General features: G+C 61.8%; 15 protein-coding genes. 10 read left to right on the forward strand and 5 right to left on the reverse strand.

Annotated features, from left to right (window positions below):
• Window positions 1–242 precede the first annotated feature (242 nt).
• Window positions 243–2,570 (forward strand): BNR-4 repeat-containing protein, encoded by a 2,328-nt coding sequence (locus KUV51_RS07000; protein ID WP_222520835.1) that lies wholly within the window; start codon window positions 243–245, stop codon window positions 2,568–2,570.
• A 334-nt stretch (window positions 2,571–2,904) separates the two neighbouring features.
• A complete protein-coding gene (locus KUV51_RS07005) occupies window positions 2,905–3,420 on the forward strand; it encodes a GNAT family N-acetyltransferase (RefSeq protein WP_222520836.1) in 516 nt (171 codons plus the stop codon).
• Between the two features lie 127 nt (window positions 3,421–3,547).
• On the opposite strand, the gene KUV51_RS07010 is transcribed toward KUV51_RS07005, so the two are convergent.
• Entirely contained in the window at window positions 3,548–4,465 is a 918-nt protein-coding gene (locus KUV51_RS07010) for an aminotransferase class IV (RefSeq protein WP_222520837.1), read from the reverse strand.
• A 10-nt stretch (window positions 4,466–4,475) separates the two neighbouring features.
• On the opposite strand from KUV51_RS07010, the gene KUV51_RS07015 reads away from it, so the two are divergent.
• From KUV51_RS07015 to KUV51_RS07035, 5 genes are all read left to right on the forward strand, one after another.
• A complete protein-coding gene (locus KUV51_RS07015; RefSeq protein WP_261385677.1) occupies window positions 4,476–5,021 on the forward strand; it encodes a GNAT family N-acetyltransferase in 546 nt (181 codons plus the stop codon).
• 47 nt (window positions 5,022–5,068) lie between these two features.
• Window positions 5,069–5,986: a galactose mutarotase gene (locus KUV51_RS07020; RefSeq protein WP_222520838.1), complete on the forward strand. Its 918-nt coding sequence runs from the start codon at window positions 5,069–5,071 to the stop codon at window positions 5,984–5,986.
• A 241-nt stretch (window positions 5,987–6,227) separates the two neighbouring features.
• Complete coding sequence (locus tag KUV51_RS07025) at window positions 6,228–6,557, forward strand: TfoX/Sxy family DNA transformation protein (RefSeq protein ID WP_222520839.1); 330 nt, start codon at window positions 6,228–6,230, stop codon at window positions 6,555–6,557.
• Between the two features lie 70 nt (window positions 6,558–6,627).
• Entirely contained in the window at window positions 6,628–6,798 is a 171-nt protein-coding gene (locus KUV51_RS07030; protein ID WP_076627211.1) for a YqaE/Pmp3 family membrane protein, read from the forward strand.
• Window positions 6,791–7,168: a DUF4112 domain-containing protein gene (locus tag KUV51_RS07035; RefSeq protein WP_222520840.1), complete on the forward strand. Its 378-nt coding sequence runs from the start codon at window positions 6,791–6,793 to the stop codon at window positions 7,166–7,168. The genes KUV51_RS07030 and KUV51_RS07035 overlap by 8 nt, the downstream gene beginning before the upstream one ends.
• 297 nt (window positions 7,169–7,465) lie before the next feature.
• Here the strand turns inward: KUV51_RS07035 and ndk are convergent, their stop codons facing one another.
• A complete protein-coding gene (ndk, locus tag KUV51_RS07040) occupies window positions 7,466–7,888 on the reverse strand; it encodes a nucleoside-diphosphate kinase (RefSeq protein ID WP_147104679.1) in 423 nt (140 codons plus the stop codon).
• Between the two features lie 60 nt (window positions 7,889–7,948).
• The gene (locus tag KUV51_RS07045) at window positions 7,949–9,142 is read right to left on the reverse strand and encodes a multidrug effflux MFS transporter (protein WP_222520841.1); all 1,194 of its coding nucleotides are present in this window, start codon (window positions 9,140–9,142) and stop codon (window positions 7,949–7,951) included.
• A 45-nt stretch (window positions 9,143–9,187) separates the two neighbouring features.
• On the opposite strand from KUV51_RS07045, the gene KUV51_RS07050 reads away from it, so the two are divergent.
• From KUV51_RS07050 to KUV51_RS07060, 3 genes are all read left to right on the forward strand, one after another.
• The gene (locus KUV51_RS07050; protein ID WP_222520842.1) at window positions 9,188–11,035 is read left to right on the forward strand and encodes an ABC-F family ATP-binding cassette domain-containing protein; all 1,848 of its coding nucleotides are present in this window, start codon (window positions 9,188–9,190) and stop codon (window positions 11,033–11,035) included.
• 88 nt (window positions 11,036–11,123) lie between these two features.
• Entirely contained in the window at window positions 11,124–11,747 is a 624-nt protein-coding gene (locus KUV51_RS07055; protein WP_222520843.1) for a MarC family protein, read from the forward strand.
• Between the two features lie 31 nt (window positions 11,748–11,778).
• The gene (locus KUV51_RS07060) at window positions 11,779–12,360 is read left to right on the forward strand and encodes a TIGR02281 family clan AA aspartic protease (protein ID WP_222520844.1); all 582 of its coding nucleotides are present in this window, start codon (window positions 11,779–11,781) and stop codon (window positions 12,358–12,360) included.
• Here the strand turns inward: KUV51_RS07060 and KUV51_RS07065 are convergent.
• A complete protein-coding gene (locus KUV51_RS07065) occupies window positions 12,357–12,812 on the reverse strand; it encodes a DNA polymerase III subunit chi (RefSeq protein ID WP_222520845.1) in 456 nt (151 codons plus the stop codon). The genes KUV51_RS07060 and KUV51_RS07065 overlap by 4 nt on opposite strands.
• A 1-nt stretch (window position 12,813) precedes the next feature.
• A complete protein-coding gene (locus KUV51_RS07070; protein ID WP_222520846.1) occupies window positions 12,814–14,286 on the reverse strand; it encodes a leucyl aminopeptidase in 1,473 nt (490 codons plus the stop codon).
• Window positions 14,287–14,374 lie beyond the last annotated feature (88 nt).

Raw genomic sequence — 14,374 nt, forward strand, 5'->3', positions numbered from 1 at the left:
TTCCGGTTCAAAACCGATTGAAGCAACGCGCTGCATTGATACAACCACGTCATATTCCCGCCGGATCAGATGGTCAGGCGCAATAGATCAAAACTGCTTGTAGCCATTTCCTCATAGCTCCGCCTCATCGGTTCCTATTGTCAGGCCCGACAATCGATACGCCATGCGGCATCGAACCCGGCGGATTGCCAAAACTACAAAACCGTTTTGCCACCCACCCTTCCCACATTTCGGAGTTTTCCATGCTCAAGCATGTCACTGTCTTTCCCGTCCTTGTCTGTATGGCCCACACATCAACCGCGGCGCCGCTGCGCCTTCCGATCACGGTCAAGCCATTCGAAAACGTAAGGCTGCTTGGGCCTGCACGGCAAAATCAGGAATTGCGTCTGGATTACATCGGTGACATCGGGAACACGGCCGCATTCTCCTGCTACCGGGACGGCGAACGCGTTGCAGGTCTTTCCGAACGGCTTCGATCCTATCGAACCAGCGCCGCAGATGTGGGCACACTGGTGGAATGTGCGCTTACCGACCCCTATAGCGGCTTTGAAATGCGCTCGCCCCCGGTCGGACCAATCCGTTCCGGCACGCTGGAGGCCGACAGCGAAACGATCACCACCGAAGTGCTGCATACCATCCCCGAAGGTTCATTTTCGACCGACGTGAAAAACCTGCGGCAAATGCCATCCGTGGTGACCTTCCGCGGCGAGACATATTTCGTCTACGTCGACGAAAACCTGTTTCCCATCATCGGAAAGGTCGCCCTTGACGGCACCGTGACCGAAGCAAGACTGGAACCCGATGACGCGTTCGAAGTCACACGAGATGACCACCACAATTTTTCAATCGGCGTGGACAGTCAGGGCTATCTCCACGTGGCCGGCAACATGCACCGCTACACCGGTCTCGGAAACTCGACCGCAGAACAGGAGCTGCCCGAAAAGTATCGCGGCCAGCGCATCCTGTTGTGGCGCAGCAACCAACCCGGCGACATCTCACAGTTCGACTTCAAAGGGCGCGCCAGTGACGGTGCACCGGACGGGACCGGGTTCACATACACCGCCTTCAAGTCCGGTATGGACGCGGAGCTCTATATGCGCGCGCGCAAGAACCTCGGTCAAACGACGCCCTTTCGCTATCCACTGAGTGCGTGGGGCCTTTATAAATACGATCCCGAAAGAGAAACCTGGACCGCGATCGAGGGCGACATCGATCAACAGGCATACAGCGCCTACTTCGACTTCACGCCGCGCGCTTTCCTGTGGGAAGACAATGGCAACGATGGCTTGGGGTACCAGGGCTATCTGTCTGGCATGATGATCGATTTCGACAATACGATCCATATCGCCAGCGCCGTGAACAACAACGACGGGCCAGCGGCGACGCATATCGTATACGCACGATCCAACGATGGCGGCGCCTCGTGGGAACGCAGCGACGGCAGCGCAATAGACGAATTGCCACTGCGGGTCGACCCCGGTCCGGGACAGGCTGACATCGTATACACCCTCGGCGACAATGCGGATGGTTTTTTCACTCAAGTCCACGTGTCCGCCAGCATGTCCGGGGCGCCAGTGATGACCAGCGGCACAATGAACACGATGACGGACTCCGGTTTCGACCGAGGAAGCTTTCGCCTCTACGATGATCGCATCAAGGTCTGGTCAACGGTTCAGCCCGATCCACTCGAGGCGACAAACGACACGTCCATCGTCACCGATGTGAACGGCATTACGACACTGATGCACCACAAGGGATACGGACAGGTGTATCGCATGTATTCGGGCGACATCACCGGATACAAAACGCAGGTTTTCCCGGATTATGGCCTGAGCGGTCACGATGAACGCGCATTGCGTGAAAAGGCTGCAATTGTCGGATTGGGCTATTGGTCCAACGCGGGCGACACATCGGCGGCGCATGATCTGAAACTGCTCAGCATCAAGACGGATGTGGCCGGCATCCCCCTGCCCGAGTTGGCCGAAACGGATGAGCAGGTTGACGGAGACTGGCGCTGGCGCCGGACACAGATCGGAGGTCGCCAGGGCACGGCGACAATTGCAAACAGCATTGTGAAACTCACGGGCACTGGCGCGGGTTTCGACGAGAACGGACTGAAAAGCCTGCAATTCACGAACAAGCTTGTCACCGGCGATTTCGAACTCCTCGCGAGGGTCATAAATGTCGATTATACCGGCCCTGACAGCTTTGCGGGACTGATGATCGCGAACGGCCCGGACAGCGAAAGCGACGCCGTCGCCGCCTACATCACAGCCAGCGCGAACCTGATGACCCACAGGCAGATCGGCGGAGTAAAGACGCCCCTGCAATCCGTGGCGCGCGAAGCCAGCGAATGGCTGAAAATTGCCCGCATTGATGGCCTGATCCGCGTCTACCATGGCTCAAACGGCAAAGACTGGACCATACTGTCGGAAACATTCGTGCCCTCTCTCAACCCGCAACTGCATGTCGGCCTGATCAACGGCGGTGGCGTCGACCCGAATGACGTCGGAGACAAGGAACCCAATGGCGTCACACGCATCGACAACATCCAGCTTTTCAAGATGTAGACAGGTCAAAAGCCAATTCTGAATGGTGGGCACGCAGCGTCAGCATCGCTGCGATGCCTGCCTCAGCCGCATATTCGTTTCAAGGCCGCTGGGACTGAGCCAATTGCTGTTACACACGCGCCCAAGCAGGCACCTACCGTGTCATCGCGACATGAAGCCCCGCCGGACCGTATGCCATTCACGGCAACCGCCCCCATCATGAACCACGCTTCGCTCCATCGGACGGAACGACCGAAGGCGCTTCGGCATGGTTCAGCCGCACCGGGTAAAACCCGTTTGCACAGGCATCAGATATCCGATTTCAAAACACATCTGAGCGGCCGGAGACCTGCGCATGTCGAAACACGCGACATCTGACGCACCCATCAATGTTGCACGGGACAGGATTTCCCTGTCCGAGGCACGACCGTTTCTCAAGCGCTGTTTCGTCGCCGCATACCCCGCTTTTGTCACCTCCGAAATGCTGGCGCATCTGGAACAGGTGCAGGCGGCGGACATCCTGGCCAATGATGTAGAGGATCGTATCCTCGTCACTGCGCGGCGCAACACACAGCTCTTCGGCATGGGCGTCGGGGTCCTGCGTCATGCCACTTTTTACGTATGGGGGTTCTACGTGGCGCCCGAACTGCAGCGCACAGGTCTTGGGCGTCGGATCATGGCGGTTCTATGCGCGGACCTGCCCGACGACACTGTGGTGGAGCTACATGTCTACACCGAAAGCCACGATGCCCTTGCCTTCTATGCCACGCTCGGGTTCCGCAAAACGGGTGATACACGGGCTGAATTGTTCCCCGGACAGATATGCAATCTCTCCATCCTGTCCGCCAAACGCACCGCGCTCCGCCTCTAGTCGGTACGTCGAAACAGCACCCGCTCCCTGTGTTTCAACTTTGAGCCACGATCCATACGGCCTGCACAATTCAGTTTCGGCCCACCAAACGTTCACCCGATCAAAGCGCCGACCCGGGCAATGTCCACTACCTGCTCTTCGCGATCAGCGCCTTGTACGCGGCCCGCAACTTCAAAAACACCGGCCCCGCAGCACCACCGCCGATCACGCGCCCGTCAATCTCGAACACAGGGGTCTGGGCGCCAAAGGTGCCAGTCAAAAACGCCTCGTCGGCCGCGTAGGTATCGACCAGCGAATAGTTCCGCTCGAACACCGGAATGCCCTCCGCCCGACACAGATCAATCACCTTCTGCCGCGTGATCCCGTTCATGCAGTAATCCCCGGTCGACGTCCAAACCGCCCCCTTCTTCACGATGAAGAAGTTGCAGGCATTCGTCGTGTTCACGAACCCGAACGGGTCCAACATCAGCGCCTCATCCGCCCCCGCCCGCACCGCATGGTTCAGGGCGATGATGCAGTTCAACTTCGAATGCGAGTTCAGCTTGGCGTCCTGCGTCAGCGGAAGGCCCCGATGATGCGGCACGGTGTGCAGGCGAATGCCGCGCTCCACAACGCTTTCATCAGGTTTCGAGTGCTCGGCAATAATGACGATGGTCGAGCCCCACAGGCTCAGGTGCGGATGCTGAAACGGTTTGGCCTTGCGCCCCCGCGTCACCATCAGACGCACATGAACATCGGTCTGCATCTCATTGGCCTGCAACGTTTTCCACACCGCATCCTTCAGCCCATCCCGGTCCAAGCCGATGTCGATCTCGGTATAGGCGGCCGCCTCGAACAGCCGATCCAGATGGTCGTCAAAGAACGGGATATGCCCGTCATAGAGGCGCAGACCTTCCCAGATCCCGTCCCCCAGCATGAAGCCGCTGTCATAAACGGACACAACGGCCTGATCGCGCGGCACGATCTGCCCGTCGACATAGATCAGGATATGATCGTTGCGGTCATCGGCGGCGGCGTCATGGGTAGAAATGGGCTTGTCTGTCATAAGCACCGTCATGCCACCCCGCCGCAGCACCGCGCAAGGCGCTTTGCACTCGGACGCGCCCTGCCCTAAACCTGTGCCGAACCCAGCGGAGCGGACGGACATGATCACACGGGATGGCACTCTCGACGACGTAGAGCAGATGAGCGCGTTCCTGCAGGAACTGACCGCCCTGGGCAAACGCACCAGCCCCGATGACCCAGACCACGTGCGCACCTACTACATCCTCGGCGAAAACAGGATCCGCCTGACCGTCGCCGAAGAAGATGGCACGATCCTCGGCTTCCAATCCCTGAAACTGGCAGAGTCCGGCAACCAATGGGGGGTCGAGCCGGGCTGGGGCATCATCGGCACCCATATTGCCCCCTCGGCCGCACGGCGCGGTGTTGGACGCACGCTGTTTCCCATCACACGGCAGGCGGCGCGCGATGCCGGTTTGTCCTCCATCGACGCCTCCATCGGCGCCACCAACGCCGAAGGCCAAGCCTATTACGAAGCCATGGGCTTCCGCACTTACCGTGAACCCGACGGACTGGTCTGCAAACGCTACGACCTCTAGGCACAGACCCGTTTGCATGGGCAAAAGACCTGCGCCATGGTGCGCCGATGACCAAGACCTACACGATCCATTCCGACCGCCTGACGGCCACGTTCGACCCCGACGGTGCAAGGATGCGCAGCCTGCAGCTCGATGGTGGACCCAACCTGATCCTCGACGTCGATGATGCGGTCACTCCAGCCCTGCGCGACGCTTATGGAGGTACCATAGTGGGACCTTTGGCAAACCGGGTGCGCGGCGGCAAGGTTCCCATGGGCAACGTCATCCACCAGATGCCCTGCAACGAAGTCGGGATCACAGCGCTTCACAGTGGGCCCGATGGCCTCGACCGGATGCAGTGGACGGTCACCGGTCAGCACCCGGCGCGCCTGTGTTTGCAATATCATCTGCCGGACGGACATGGCGGCCTGCCCGGCAACCGGGTCATCGACCTTGAATACTCCGTGTGGCGCAGCACGCTGACCGTCAACATCTGGATGCAAACAGACGCGCCTACCCCCGCCTCGATTGCCCATCACCCCTACTGGCGGGTCACCGGCGGCCACAGCCTGCGCATTCATGCGGATCAATACCTGCCAACGGACAACACCAACCTGCCAACAGGCGACATCGCAGATGTCGCAGGCACCCCGTTCGACCACCGCACACCGCGTGCCATCGACAAGGACACAGACCATAACTTCTGCGTGTCGACGACCCGCGCACCGGACCCGCGCCCGATGGCCGAATTGACCACAGCGCATTCCCGCCTGAAAATCGACAGCACCGAACCCGGGTTACAGGCCTATTCCGGTGCGTTTTTGCCCGACATCCCTCAGGCCGAGATCGCGCCGCTGTCCGGCATCGCGCTGGAGCCGCAGGGATGGCCCGATGCAGTCAACAACGCGCATTTCCCAAACGTGATCTGCGCACCAGATCACCGCTATTCACAAACCACCCGCTACACGCTGAACTCTGCCACATAATTGCCACATTTCAGCCACTGCCACGGCACAGTCCCGTGCTGGGCTGACAGTGCCGCGCAAGCGCGCGGCCAATGTCAAACGTAAGAGGTGAAGAAATGTCGAGCAAACAACGCCCACCGGACGCGCAGCAACCGCCGCAGCCACAACCCAAGAAAGAGGCCAAACCGGCCCCGATCATCACGGACTACGCCAGCATCTAAGTCCGCGTGACAGCACCCGGATGGCTGGATAAGGTCGCGGCATGAGCGAGCCTGTTTCCTCCATCCGCAACCTTGGCCCGGCCATGGACGCCGCCTGTGCCAAGGCAGGCATTCACGATGCCGAAACGGTCCGTTCGCTGGGCGCGGATGAAACCTACGCCCGCCTCCTACGCACCGGTGTACGCCCCCATTTCATAGGCTATTACGTGCTGGTCATGGGGCTTCAGGGTCGACCTTGGAACGACTGCAAGGGCGACGAGAAAAAGGCCCTGCGCAAACGCTTCGACGCGATCAAGGCGCAAGCCTTCGACAAGGACCTCAGCGCCTTCGAACGCACCCTGAACGAGATCGGTGTGATCGCCAAACCCTGATTTTTTGGGAACCTATACCCCTGTCGCCCTGTTGATTGTGCAAATGCAGCACAATCGAAAGGACGACATCATGGACCTGATCCGTATCATCCTCGCAGTCATTCTGCCCCCGCTGGGCGTCTTCCTGCAGGTGGGCATCGGCAAACACTTTTGGATCAACATCCTGCTGACCCTTCTGGGCTACATCCCCGGCATCGTGCACGCCGTCTGGGTGATCGCACGCACGCCTGAACATGCCTGATCGAGCGGCACAACTCGACCGGCTTGACCGCATCGCCCGCAGCATGGACAGGGCGATGCGGTTGCCTGTTGTCGGCGTGCGCGTCGGCTGGGACAGCATTCTGGGCCTGATCCCCGGCATCGGCGACGCGCTGACACTCGGCCCCGCCGGCTACATCGTGCTGCAGGCGCACAGGATGGGTACGCCCGGTGTCCTCAAGGCGCGCATGCTCGGCAATATCGGCATCGACGCGCTGATCGGGTCCATTCCGTTGATCGGCGACCTCTTCGACATCGGCTGGAAAGCCAACACCCGTAACGTGGCCCTTCTGCGAAGGCATTTTGAACGACATCCGGAACGAGCAGCGCACGGTGCGGTCACCTCCTCTTAACCCTCAATGGCCAAGCTTTGCCGAATACCACATCCGGTGGTTCTCCGGCCAAAGAGCACAAGGCCGGTGTACAGGGGGTGCACAAGGGGTGTACGGGTGGTGCATGGGTGTCACCGCCCCGAAATAAACTAAAAGTGCCTTATTTTCATACAGCTACCGAACGGTCTTGAACTTGACTGGGCGCAAAAACAACACCCGTTGCCCGCACGGCCCATTAACCATCCATCAACCAACAAAAAACCGGCGCACCCAAAGGGCACGCCGGTGTATCACATCTGCACGGAAAGTGCGGCAGGCTTAGCCCACCAACTCCAGCCCCGAGAAGAAGTAGGCGATCTCGACCGCAGCCGTCTCAGGCGCGTCCGACCCGTGGACAGAGTTCTCACCCACGCTCTCCGCAAACTCCGCCCGGATCGTCCCCGGCTCTGCATCCGCAGGGTTGGTCGCACCCATCACTTCGCGGTTCTTGGCAATGGCACCTTCGCCTTCCAGAACCTGCGCCACGATCGGGGCCGACGCCATGAACTCGCACAGCTCATCGTAGAACGGACGCTCCTTGTGCACGGCATAGAACTCGCCCGCCTGCGCCTTGGTCAGGTGGATGCGCTTCTGCGCCACGATCCGCAGGCCCGCGTCCTCGAACTTGGCGTTGATCTTGCCCGTCAGGTTGCGGCGGGTGGCATCGGGTTTGATGATGGAAAAGGTGCGTTCGAGCGCCATTGGATCTCTCCTGTCAGGGTGCGCCGGGACCGTCCCGCCGCGAAATTCTGCGCCCCCGTATCACGGGGTTTTGGGCTTGGAAACCCCTGTCTCACTTGTCTCCCAGGCCGCAGCCGCAAGTGCTGCAATCAACGCCAGAACCAGAGTGGCAAGCATCAAAGACAGCAGACCGTCAGCCGTCGCCCGCCCACTCAGCGCAGCCGTCGTCACCCAGCTGTGCGCCGCGCCGACAGCCAGCACAATCGCCCCGCCGAACCCCGACGCACTGCCCGCCAGATCAGGCCGCACCGACAGCGCCCCCGCATTGGCGTTGGCCAACGACAAGCCGTTGCCGATGCCCACGGTCACCGTGCTCAGAAACAGCGGCCAGACCAGCGCACCGCCACCCGCGTAGTAGGCAAAGGCCACACCGAGTCCCGCAATCGGCACCACGCGGCCCAGCAGGATCAACCGCATCGGCCCCACCCGCTGCACCAGCCGCGCCGATGCACCGGCACCCAGGATGAACCCCGCCGTCGTGGACCCCAGCCCGATCCCGATCTGCGCCGGGTTCAGACCGAACACATCCGCCGCCACAAAGGGCGCGCCCGTCAGAAACATGAAAAACGTCCCAACCCCAAGGGCTTGCACGCCGACATAAGCCCAGAACAGCCGTGCGCGCAGCAGCGCTGCAACCTCCATCCGACGTCCCGGCCCCGGTGTATGCGTCTCGCCCAAGTCCCGCGCGCACCACAAAAGCAGACCGAGTCCCAGCGCTCCATAAGTCACAAAAACCGACCGCCAGCCAAAGGCCGTCTCAAGCACCCCACCGACCATCGGCGCCAGCATCGGTGCAATCGCCATCGCCGACGCAATCAGTGACAGCTTCGCCGCCGCCACACGCCCGTCATACAAGTCACGCACCACGGCAGAGGCGAGTACACTGCCACCCACAGCCACCGCCTGCCCCGTCCGCGCAATCAAGAACAGCGTGATGTTTTCCGCCAGCAAGCACAGCACCGAGGCCACCGCGTAGACCACCAGTAGCCCAAGGATCACAGGCCGTCGCCCCACCCGATCCGACAACGGCCCGATCAGCACCTGCAGCACCGCTGCCGCCAGCATGTAAAGCGAGATGGACCGGCCCATCACCGCCTCCGACACCCCGAACGCCTCACGCATCGCAGGCAGCGCAGGCAGGAACATGTTCAGCGTCAGCACACTCAGCGCCGTCAGCAGAACAAGGGTCACAAGATGGGGCGGCGTCCGGGTCATCCGCCGGGGCTAGCACGCCCCGCGACCCTCTGCTAGAGCGCGCCTATGCTGCGGATTTCAGATATCACCTACGCAATAGCAGGCCGCCCCCTCTTCGAAGGGGCCAGCGCCGTGATCCCCGAGGGCCACAAGGTCGGCCTTGTCGGTCGCAACGGCACCGGCAAGACCACGCTTTTCCGCCTGATCCGGGGCGAGTTGGCACTGGAATCAGGCGACATCGCCCTGCCCTCCGGCGCCCGCATCGGAGGCGTCGCGCAGGAAGTGCCAGCCTCCAACACCTCCCTGCTCGACACGGTGCTTGCCGCCGACACCGAGCGTGCCGCCCTGCTGGCAGAAGACACCGAAGACGCCACCCGCATCGCAGACATCCAGACCCGCCTCGCCGATATCGACGCCTGGTCAGCCGAAGCGCGCGCGGCCACGATCCTCAAAGGCCTCGGCTTCGATGACGAAGATCAGCTGAAACCCTGCGCCGACTTCTCCGGCGGCTGGCGCATGCGCGTGGCCCTTGCCGCCGTTCTCTTTGCCCAGCCTGACCTGTTGCTGCTCGACGAACCGACCAACTATCTCGACCTCGAAGGCGCGCTGTGGCTGGAAAGCTACCTCGCCAAATACCCCCACACCGTGGTCATCATCAGCCACGACCGCGGCCTGCTTAATCGCGCCGTGGGCAGCATACTGCACCTCGAAGACCGAAAGCTGACCTACTACCAAGGCCCCTACGACCAGTTCGCCCGGCAGCGGGCCGAAAAGCTGGCGCTGGCGGCCGCCCAGGCCAAGAAACAGGAGGCGCGACGCGCTCACCTGCAATCCTACGTCGACCGCTTCCGCTACAAGGCGGACAAGGCGCGACAGGCCCAATCGCGGCTCAAGGCGCTCGCCAAGATGCAGCCCATCACCACCCCGCAAGAGGCCGGGCTTAAACGCTTCGACTTCCCCAATCCCGAAGAGTTGTCGCCCCCGATCATCCACCTCGACGGCTCAAGCACAGGCTACGGCGAAACAACCGTTCTCAGCAAACTGAACCTGCGCATCGACCAGGACGACCGCATCGCCCTTCTGGGCAAGAACGGCCAGGGCAAGTCGACACTGTCCAAGCTGCTCAGCGACCGACTGCCGTCGATGTCGGGCAAGATGACCAAATCCTCCAAGCTGCGCATCGGCTATTTCGCCCAGCACCAGGTGGATGAGTTGCACGTCGACGAAACCCCGCTCGACCACCTGCGCCGCGAACGCCCTGCGGAAAGCCCCGCCAAATGGCGCGCGCGCCTGTCGGGATTCGGGCTGATGGCGGACCAGGCGGACACACTGGTGGGCCAGCTCTCGGGCGGACAAAAGGCCCGCCTGTCGCTCCTGCTGGCAACGCTTGACGCGCCACACATGCTGATCCTCGACGAGCCCACGAACCACCTCGACATCGAAAGCCGCGAGGCACTGGTCGAAGCGCTCACCAACTACACCGGCGCGGTGATCCTCGTGAGCCACGACATGCACCTGCTGGAACTCGTGGCCGACCGGCTGTGGTTGGTGTCGCACGGCACGGTCAAACCATTCGAAGACGATCTCGAAGCCTACCGCAAACTCCTGCTCAGCGATGGCAAGCCCGCCAAAACCAGCAAGGCGGACACGCCGAAACCCAAGAAACCCAGCCGCGACGCCATCCTCGCGCTCCGCTCCGAAGTGCGCAAATCCGAGGCGCGTGTCGAAAAGCTGAACCAGATGCGCGACAAGCTGGCGGACAAGCTGGCCGACCCGACGCTCTACGAAGATGAAAACATCTCGGAAATGGCAGTCTGGCAAAAGAAATATGCCGAAGTGATGGATGCGCTCGACCGCGCCGAAAGCATCTGGATGCAGGACCTCGAAAAACTCGAAACCGCAGAGCGTGCCTGAGTTTCTTCTGACTGAAAATACCACGGGGTTTGGGGCAGAGCCCCAATAAAGAATGGAACGCGCCAAAGGCGCTCAATGTAACAAGACCATGATCGACACCGCCTTCCTCATCACCGCATTCGTGACCATGTTCGTGGTGATCGACCCAATCGGGCTGGCCCCACTTTTCGTGGCCCTGACCCAAGGCGTCCCCGAACGCCAACGCCGCGCCATCGCGCTGCGTGCCTGCGCCATCGGCATGATCATCCTGATCGTCTTTGCCCTCTTCGGCGAAGCGGTGCTGGGTTTCGTCGGTATCTCTATGCCCGCCTTCCGGGTGGCGGGCGGCATCCTTTTGTTCCTCACCGCGCTCGACATGCTGTTCGAACGGCGCACCAAGCGGCGCGAGGACCAGTCGGAGGACACGGATCACGACGACCCGTCTGTCTTCCCGCTCGCCATCCCGCTCATCTCGGGGCCTGGCTCCATCGCTTCGGTGATCCTGCTCACAGGCCAGAAACCGGGGGTGGAAGGGCTGGCCCTTGTCCTCGCCATCACCGCACTGGTGCTGTGCGTCTGCCTCGTGCTTTTCCTCGCCTCCAGCCTCTTGGAACGCGCATTGGGAAAGACAGGCATTACGGTCGTCACGCGCCTTCTTGGCATGTTGCTCGCGGCGCTGTCGGTCCAGTTCGTACTGGACGGTCTGCGCAATTTCGGGCTGATGCCGGGCTGACACCCATACGCGCCCGACCTATATAAGCTCCATGAGCGGCGACAGCATTGCACAACTGATCTATCTAGGCACCTTTGCCCTCGTCCTTGGGGGCGGGTTTCTGCTGTCCTCGAAACTGAAACTCAGCCAGACCCTGCAGATGGCCGCTATCTGGGCTCTTATCTTCATCGGAGCCATCGGCGTGGTGGGCCTCTGGGGCGACATCCAGGACGACCTGCTGTCCAACCAAACCCGCTTTGACGACAGCGGCACGGTCACGATCCCGCGCAGTTTCGACGGGCACTACTATCTCACCCTAGACATCAACGGCCAGCCCACCGATTTCATCGTGGACACGGGCGCGACCGACATCGTGCTGAACCGCGCGGATGCCGAAGCTGCGGGTCTCGACCCCGCCAACCTGCACTTTCTAGGCCGCGCAGCCACCGCAAATGGCGAGGTGCGGACAGCGCCGGTCCGGCTGGACAGTGTCATCATCGGACCGCACGAGGACACGAATGTGCCCGCGGTGGTCAACGATGGTGAGCTTGGACAGTCCCTCTTGGGCATGGGCTACCTGCAACGATGGGGCCGCATCGAAATCTTCGGCGGAGAAATGACGCTGAGCCGCTAGGTCTCGGCTTTCTTCTCCCACCGCCCGCTTTCCTCGGACCAGTACTGCGCAGACGCGCCTGCATCCTTGAGCGCCTTCCACTGCGCCCGCGCGACGTTCAACGCCTCTGGATCGTTGCCATCAAAAAGCACGCAAACCCGGTCCAGTGCGGCCACTTCTTCGGCCGTCACCTCGGCCCCGTCGATGGTCATGACACAGGTTGCATTGTTGGCGGCCTCGCCTGTGGTCAACAGGATCGGCTGATCCGCATCATGCGGCTCACCTGAAAGCCCATGGGGCAAAAACCCCTCATCGGGGCCAAGCCACAGCTTTTCATCCAGCCACCCGAGCCGACCTACATCCGGCCCACGCACGGCCACACGCCAACCTGCCTGGAGGGCCTTGCCCAGCAGCATGGTCAGCGTGTCCTCAAGCGGGCGGCGCGTCAGGTGGTAGAAATAGGCAGCCCCCATGTCACTCCGTCTCGTATTCGTCGGCCACCAGCCGGTTCAGGGCCATCACACCCCAGCCCGTCGCCCCCGCAGGCGCCAGCGCCGTTGCGGATTTGACCGAAGCCACGCCCGCGATGTCGAGGTGGATCCACGGCGTGTCCTCCTTGACGAACCGCTGCAGGAACTGCGCCGCCGTGATTGAGCCTGCGGGCCGTCCGCCCACATTCTTCATGTCCGCAATCCGGGACTTGAGCTGCTCGTCATAGGCCTTGCCCAACGGCATCCGCCAGGCCCCTTCGTTTTCCTTGTCTGCCGCTTTCAGAAAGGCATCGCAGAAGTCGTCATTGTTGGAAAACACGCCCGCCTTCTCGTGACCAAGCCCAATGATGATCGCCCCCGTCAGCGTGGCCAGATCTACCATACCCGCCGGTTCAAACCGATCCTGCGCGTACCACATCACGTCACACAGAACGAGCCGCCCCTCGGCATCGGTGTTGATGATCTCGACCGTGTCGCCCTTCATCGACTTGACCACATCGCCGGGGCGCGTTGCGTTGCCCGACGGCATGTTCTCGACCAGGCCAACAAGGCCCACGACATTCGCCTTGGCCTTGCGCTTGGCCAGCGCGCGCATGGTGCCCGCCACAACACCCGCGCCGCCCATGTCCATGGTCATGTCTTCCATGCCTGCCGCGGGCTTCAGACTGATACCGCCTGTGTCAAAGACGACGCCTTTGCCGACGAGCGCAAGCGGCGCCGCGCCCTTCTCACCGCCGTTCCACTGCATGACGACGACCTTGGACGGGCTGTCGGACCCCTGCCCCACGGACAAGAGCGTGCGCATGCCCAGCTTTTCCAGTTCCGCCTCTTCCAGCACCTCGACCTCAAGGCCCAGATCCTTCATCTCGACCAGCCGGTTGGCAAACTCGGTGGTGGTCAGTACGTTGGCAGGTTCGTTGGTCAGGTCACGGGTCATGAACACGCCCTCGGCAATGGCCATCAGCGGAGCAGCGGCCGCCTCAGCCTCGTCCGGTTTCGAGCACATGACCGTCACGCCGGTATCGCTGTCTTTCGCATCTGTCTTGTGGGCGGAAAAATCATAGTCCCGCATCGCAAGACCAAAGGCGATTTCGGCCACGCGGCGGGCACCGTCAGCCGCCAGCAGAACCGCCTTGCCCCCGCGCGCCTTGCCCAAAGCGGCACCGGCCTTGCGTGCGTCCTCCACCGAGTGATTGCGCGCCAGGCACACGACATCCAGCGCCTCCGCCGCCATGCCCACAGGCCAGGCAAAACTGGTCACCTGCCCCGGCTTCACCTTCTCGAAACCTTCACTGTCCACAAAGCGCTGCACAGCGCCCTTGGTCAGTCGATTGGCGCGCCGCGCGCTCTGCTCCAGCTTGCCTTCGGGCGTGACGATGACCGCGACGCGGCCCTCGTGCCCGGCAATGGCATCAAGATCGGTGGCAATAAAGGTGACGGGGGTCAGGTCGGTCATGGGATGCTCCGAATATGTCATGGACCAAGACGTAACCCGGCACCGCCCGGGTGACCAGCGCTCGCGTCTGCTTTCGCATCAGTTTTGG

It is taken from the genome of Tateyamaria omphalii, assembly GCF_019802125.1.
Classification (GTDB): domain Bacteria; phylum Pseudomonadota; class Alphaproteobacteria; order Rhodobacterales; family Rhodobacteraceae; genus Tateyamaria; species Tateyamaria omphalii_B.

Bases quoted from the DNA above. Each gene is read 5' to 3' on its own strand.
- KUV51_RS07070 (WP_222520846.1), bottom strand. From the start codon at position 14,286: ATGACCGACCTGACCCCCGTCACCTTTATTGCCACCGATCTTGATGCC.
- KUV51_RS07035 (WP_222520840.1), top strand. From the start codon at position 6,791: ATGCCTGATCGAGCGGCACAACTCGACCGGCTTGACCGCATCGCCCGC.
- KUV51_RS07050 (WP_222520842.1), top strand. From the start codon at position 9,188: ATGCTGCGGATTTCAGATATCACCTACGCAATAGCAGGCCGCCCCCTC.
- KUV51_RS07020 (WP_222520838.1), top strand. From the start codon at position 5,069: ATGACCAAGACCTACACGATCCATTCCGACCGCCTGACGGCCACGTTC.
- KUV51_RS07065 (WP_222520845.1), bottom strand. From the start codon at position 12,812: ATGGGGGCTGCCTATTTCTACCACCTGACGCGCCGCCCGCTTGAGGAC.
- KUV51_RS07060 (WP_222520844.1), top strand. From the start codon at position 11,779: ATGAGCGGCGACAGCATTGCACAACTGATCTATCTAGGCACCTTTGCC.
- KUV51_RS07055 (WP_222520843.1), top strand. From the start codon at position 11,124: ATGATCGACACCGCCTTCCTCATCACCGCATTCGTGACCATGTTCGTG.
- KUV51_RS07010 (WP_222520837.1), bottom strand. From the start codon at position 4,465: ATGACAGACAAGCCCATTTCTACCCATGACGCCGCCGCCGATGACCGC.
- ndk (WP_147104679.1), bottom strand. From the start codon at position 7,888: ATGGCGCTCGAACGCACCTTTTCCATCATCAAACCCGATGCCACCCGC.
- KUV51_RS07005 (WP_222520836.1), top strand. From the start codon at position 2,905: ATGTCGAAACACGCGACATCTGACGCACCCATCAATGTTGCACGGGAC.
- KUV51_RS07030 (WP_076627211.1), top strand. From the start codon at position 6,628: ATGGACCTGATCCGTATCATCCTCGCAGTCATTCTGCCCCCGCTGGGC.
- KUV51_RS07000 (WP_222520835.1), top strand. From the start codon at position 243: ATGCTCAAGCATGTCACTGTCTTTCCCGTCCTTGTCTGTATGGCCCAC.
- KUV51_RS07025 (WP_222520839.1), top strand. From the start codon at position 6,228: ATGAGCGAGCCTGTTTCCTCCATCCGCAACCTTGGCCCGGCCATGGAC.
- KUV51_RS07015 (WP_261385677.1), top strand. From the start codon at position 4,476: ATGCCACCCCGCCGCAGCACCGCGCAAGGCGCTTTGCACTCGGACGCG.
- KUV51_RS07045 (WP_222520841.1), bottom strand. From the start codon at position 9,142: ATGACCCGGACGCCGCCCCATCTTGTGACCCTTGTTCTGCTGACGGCG.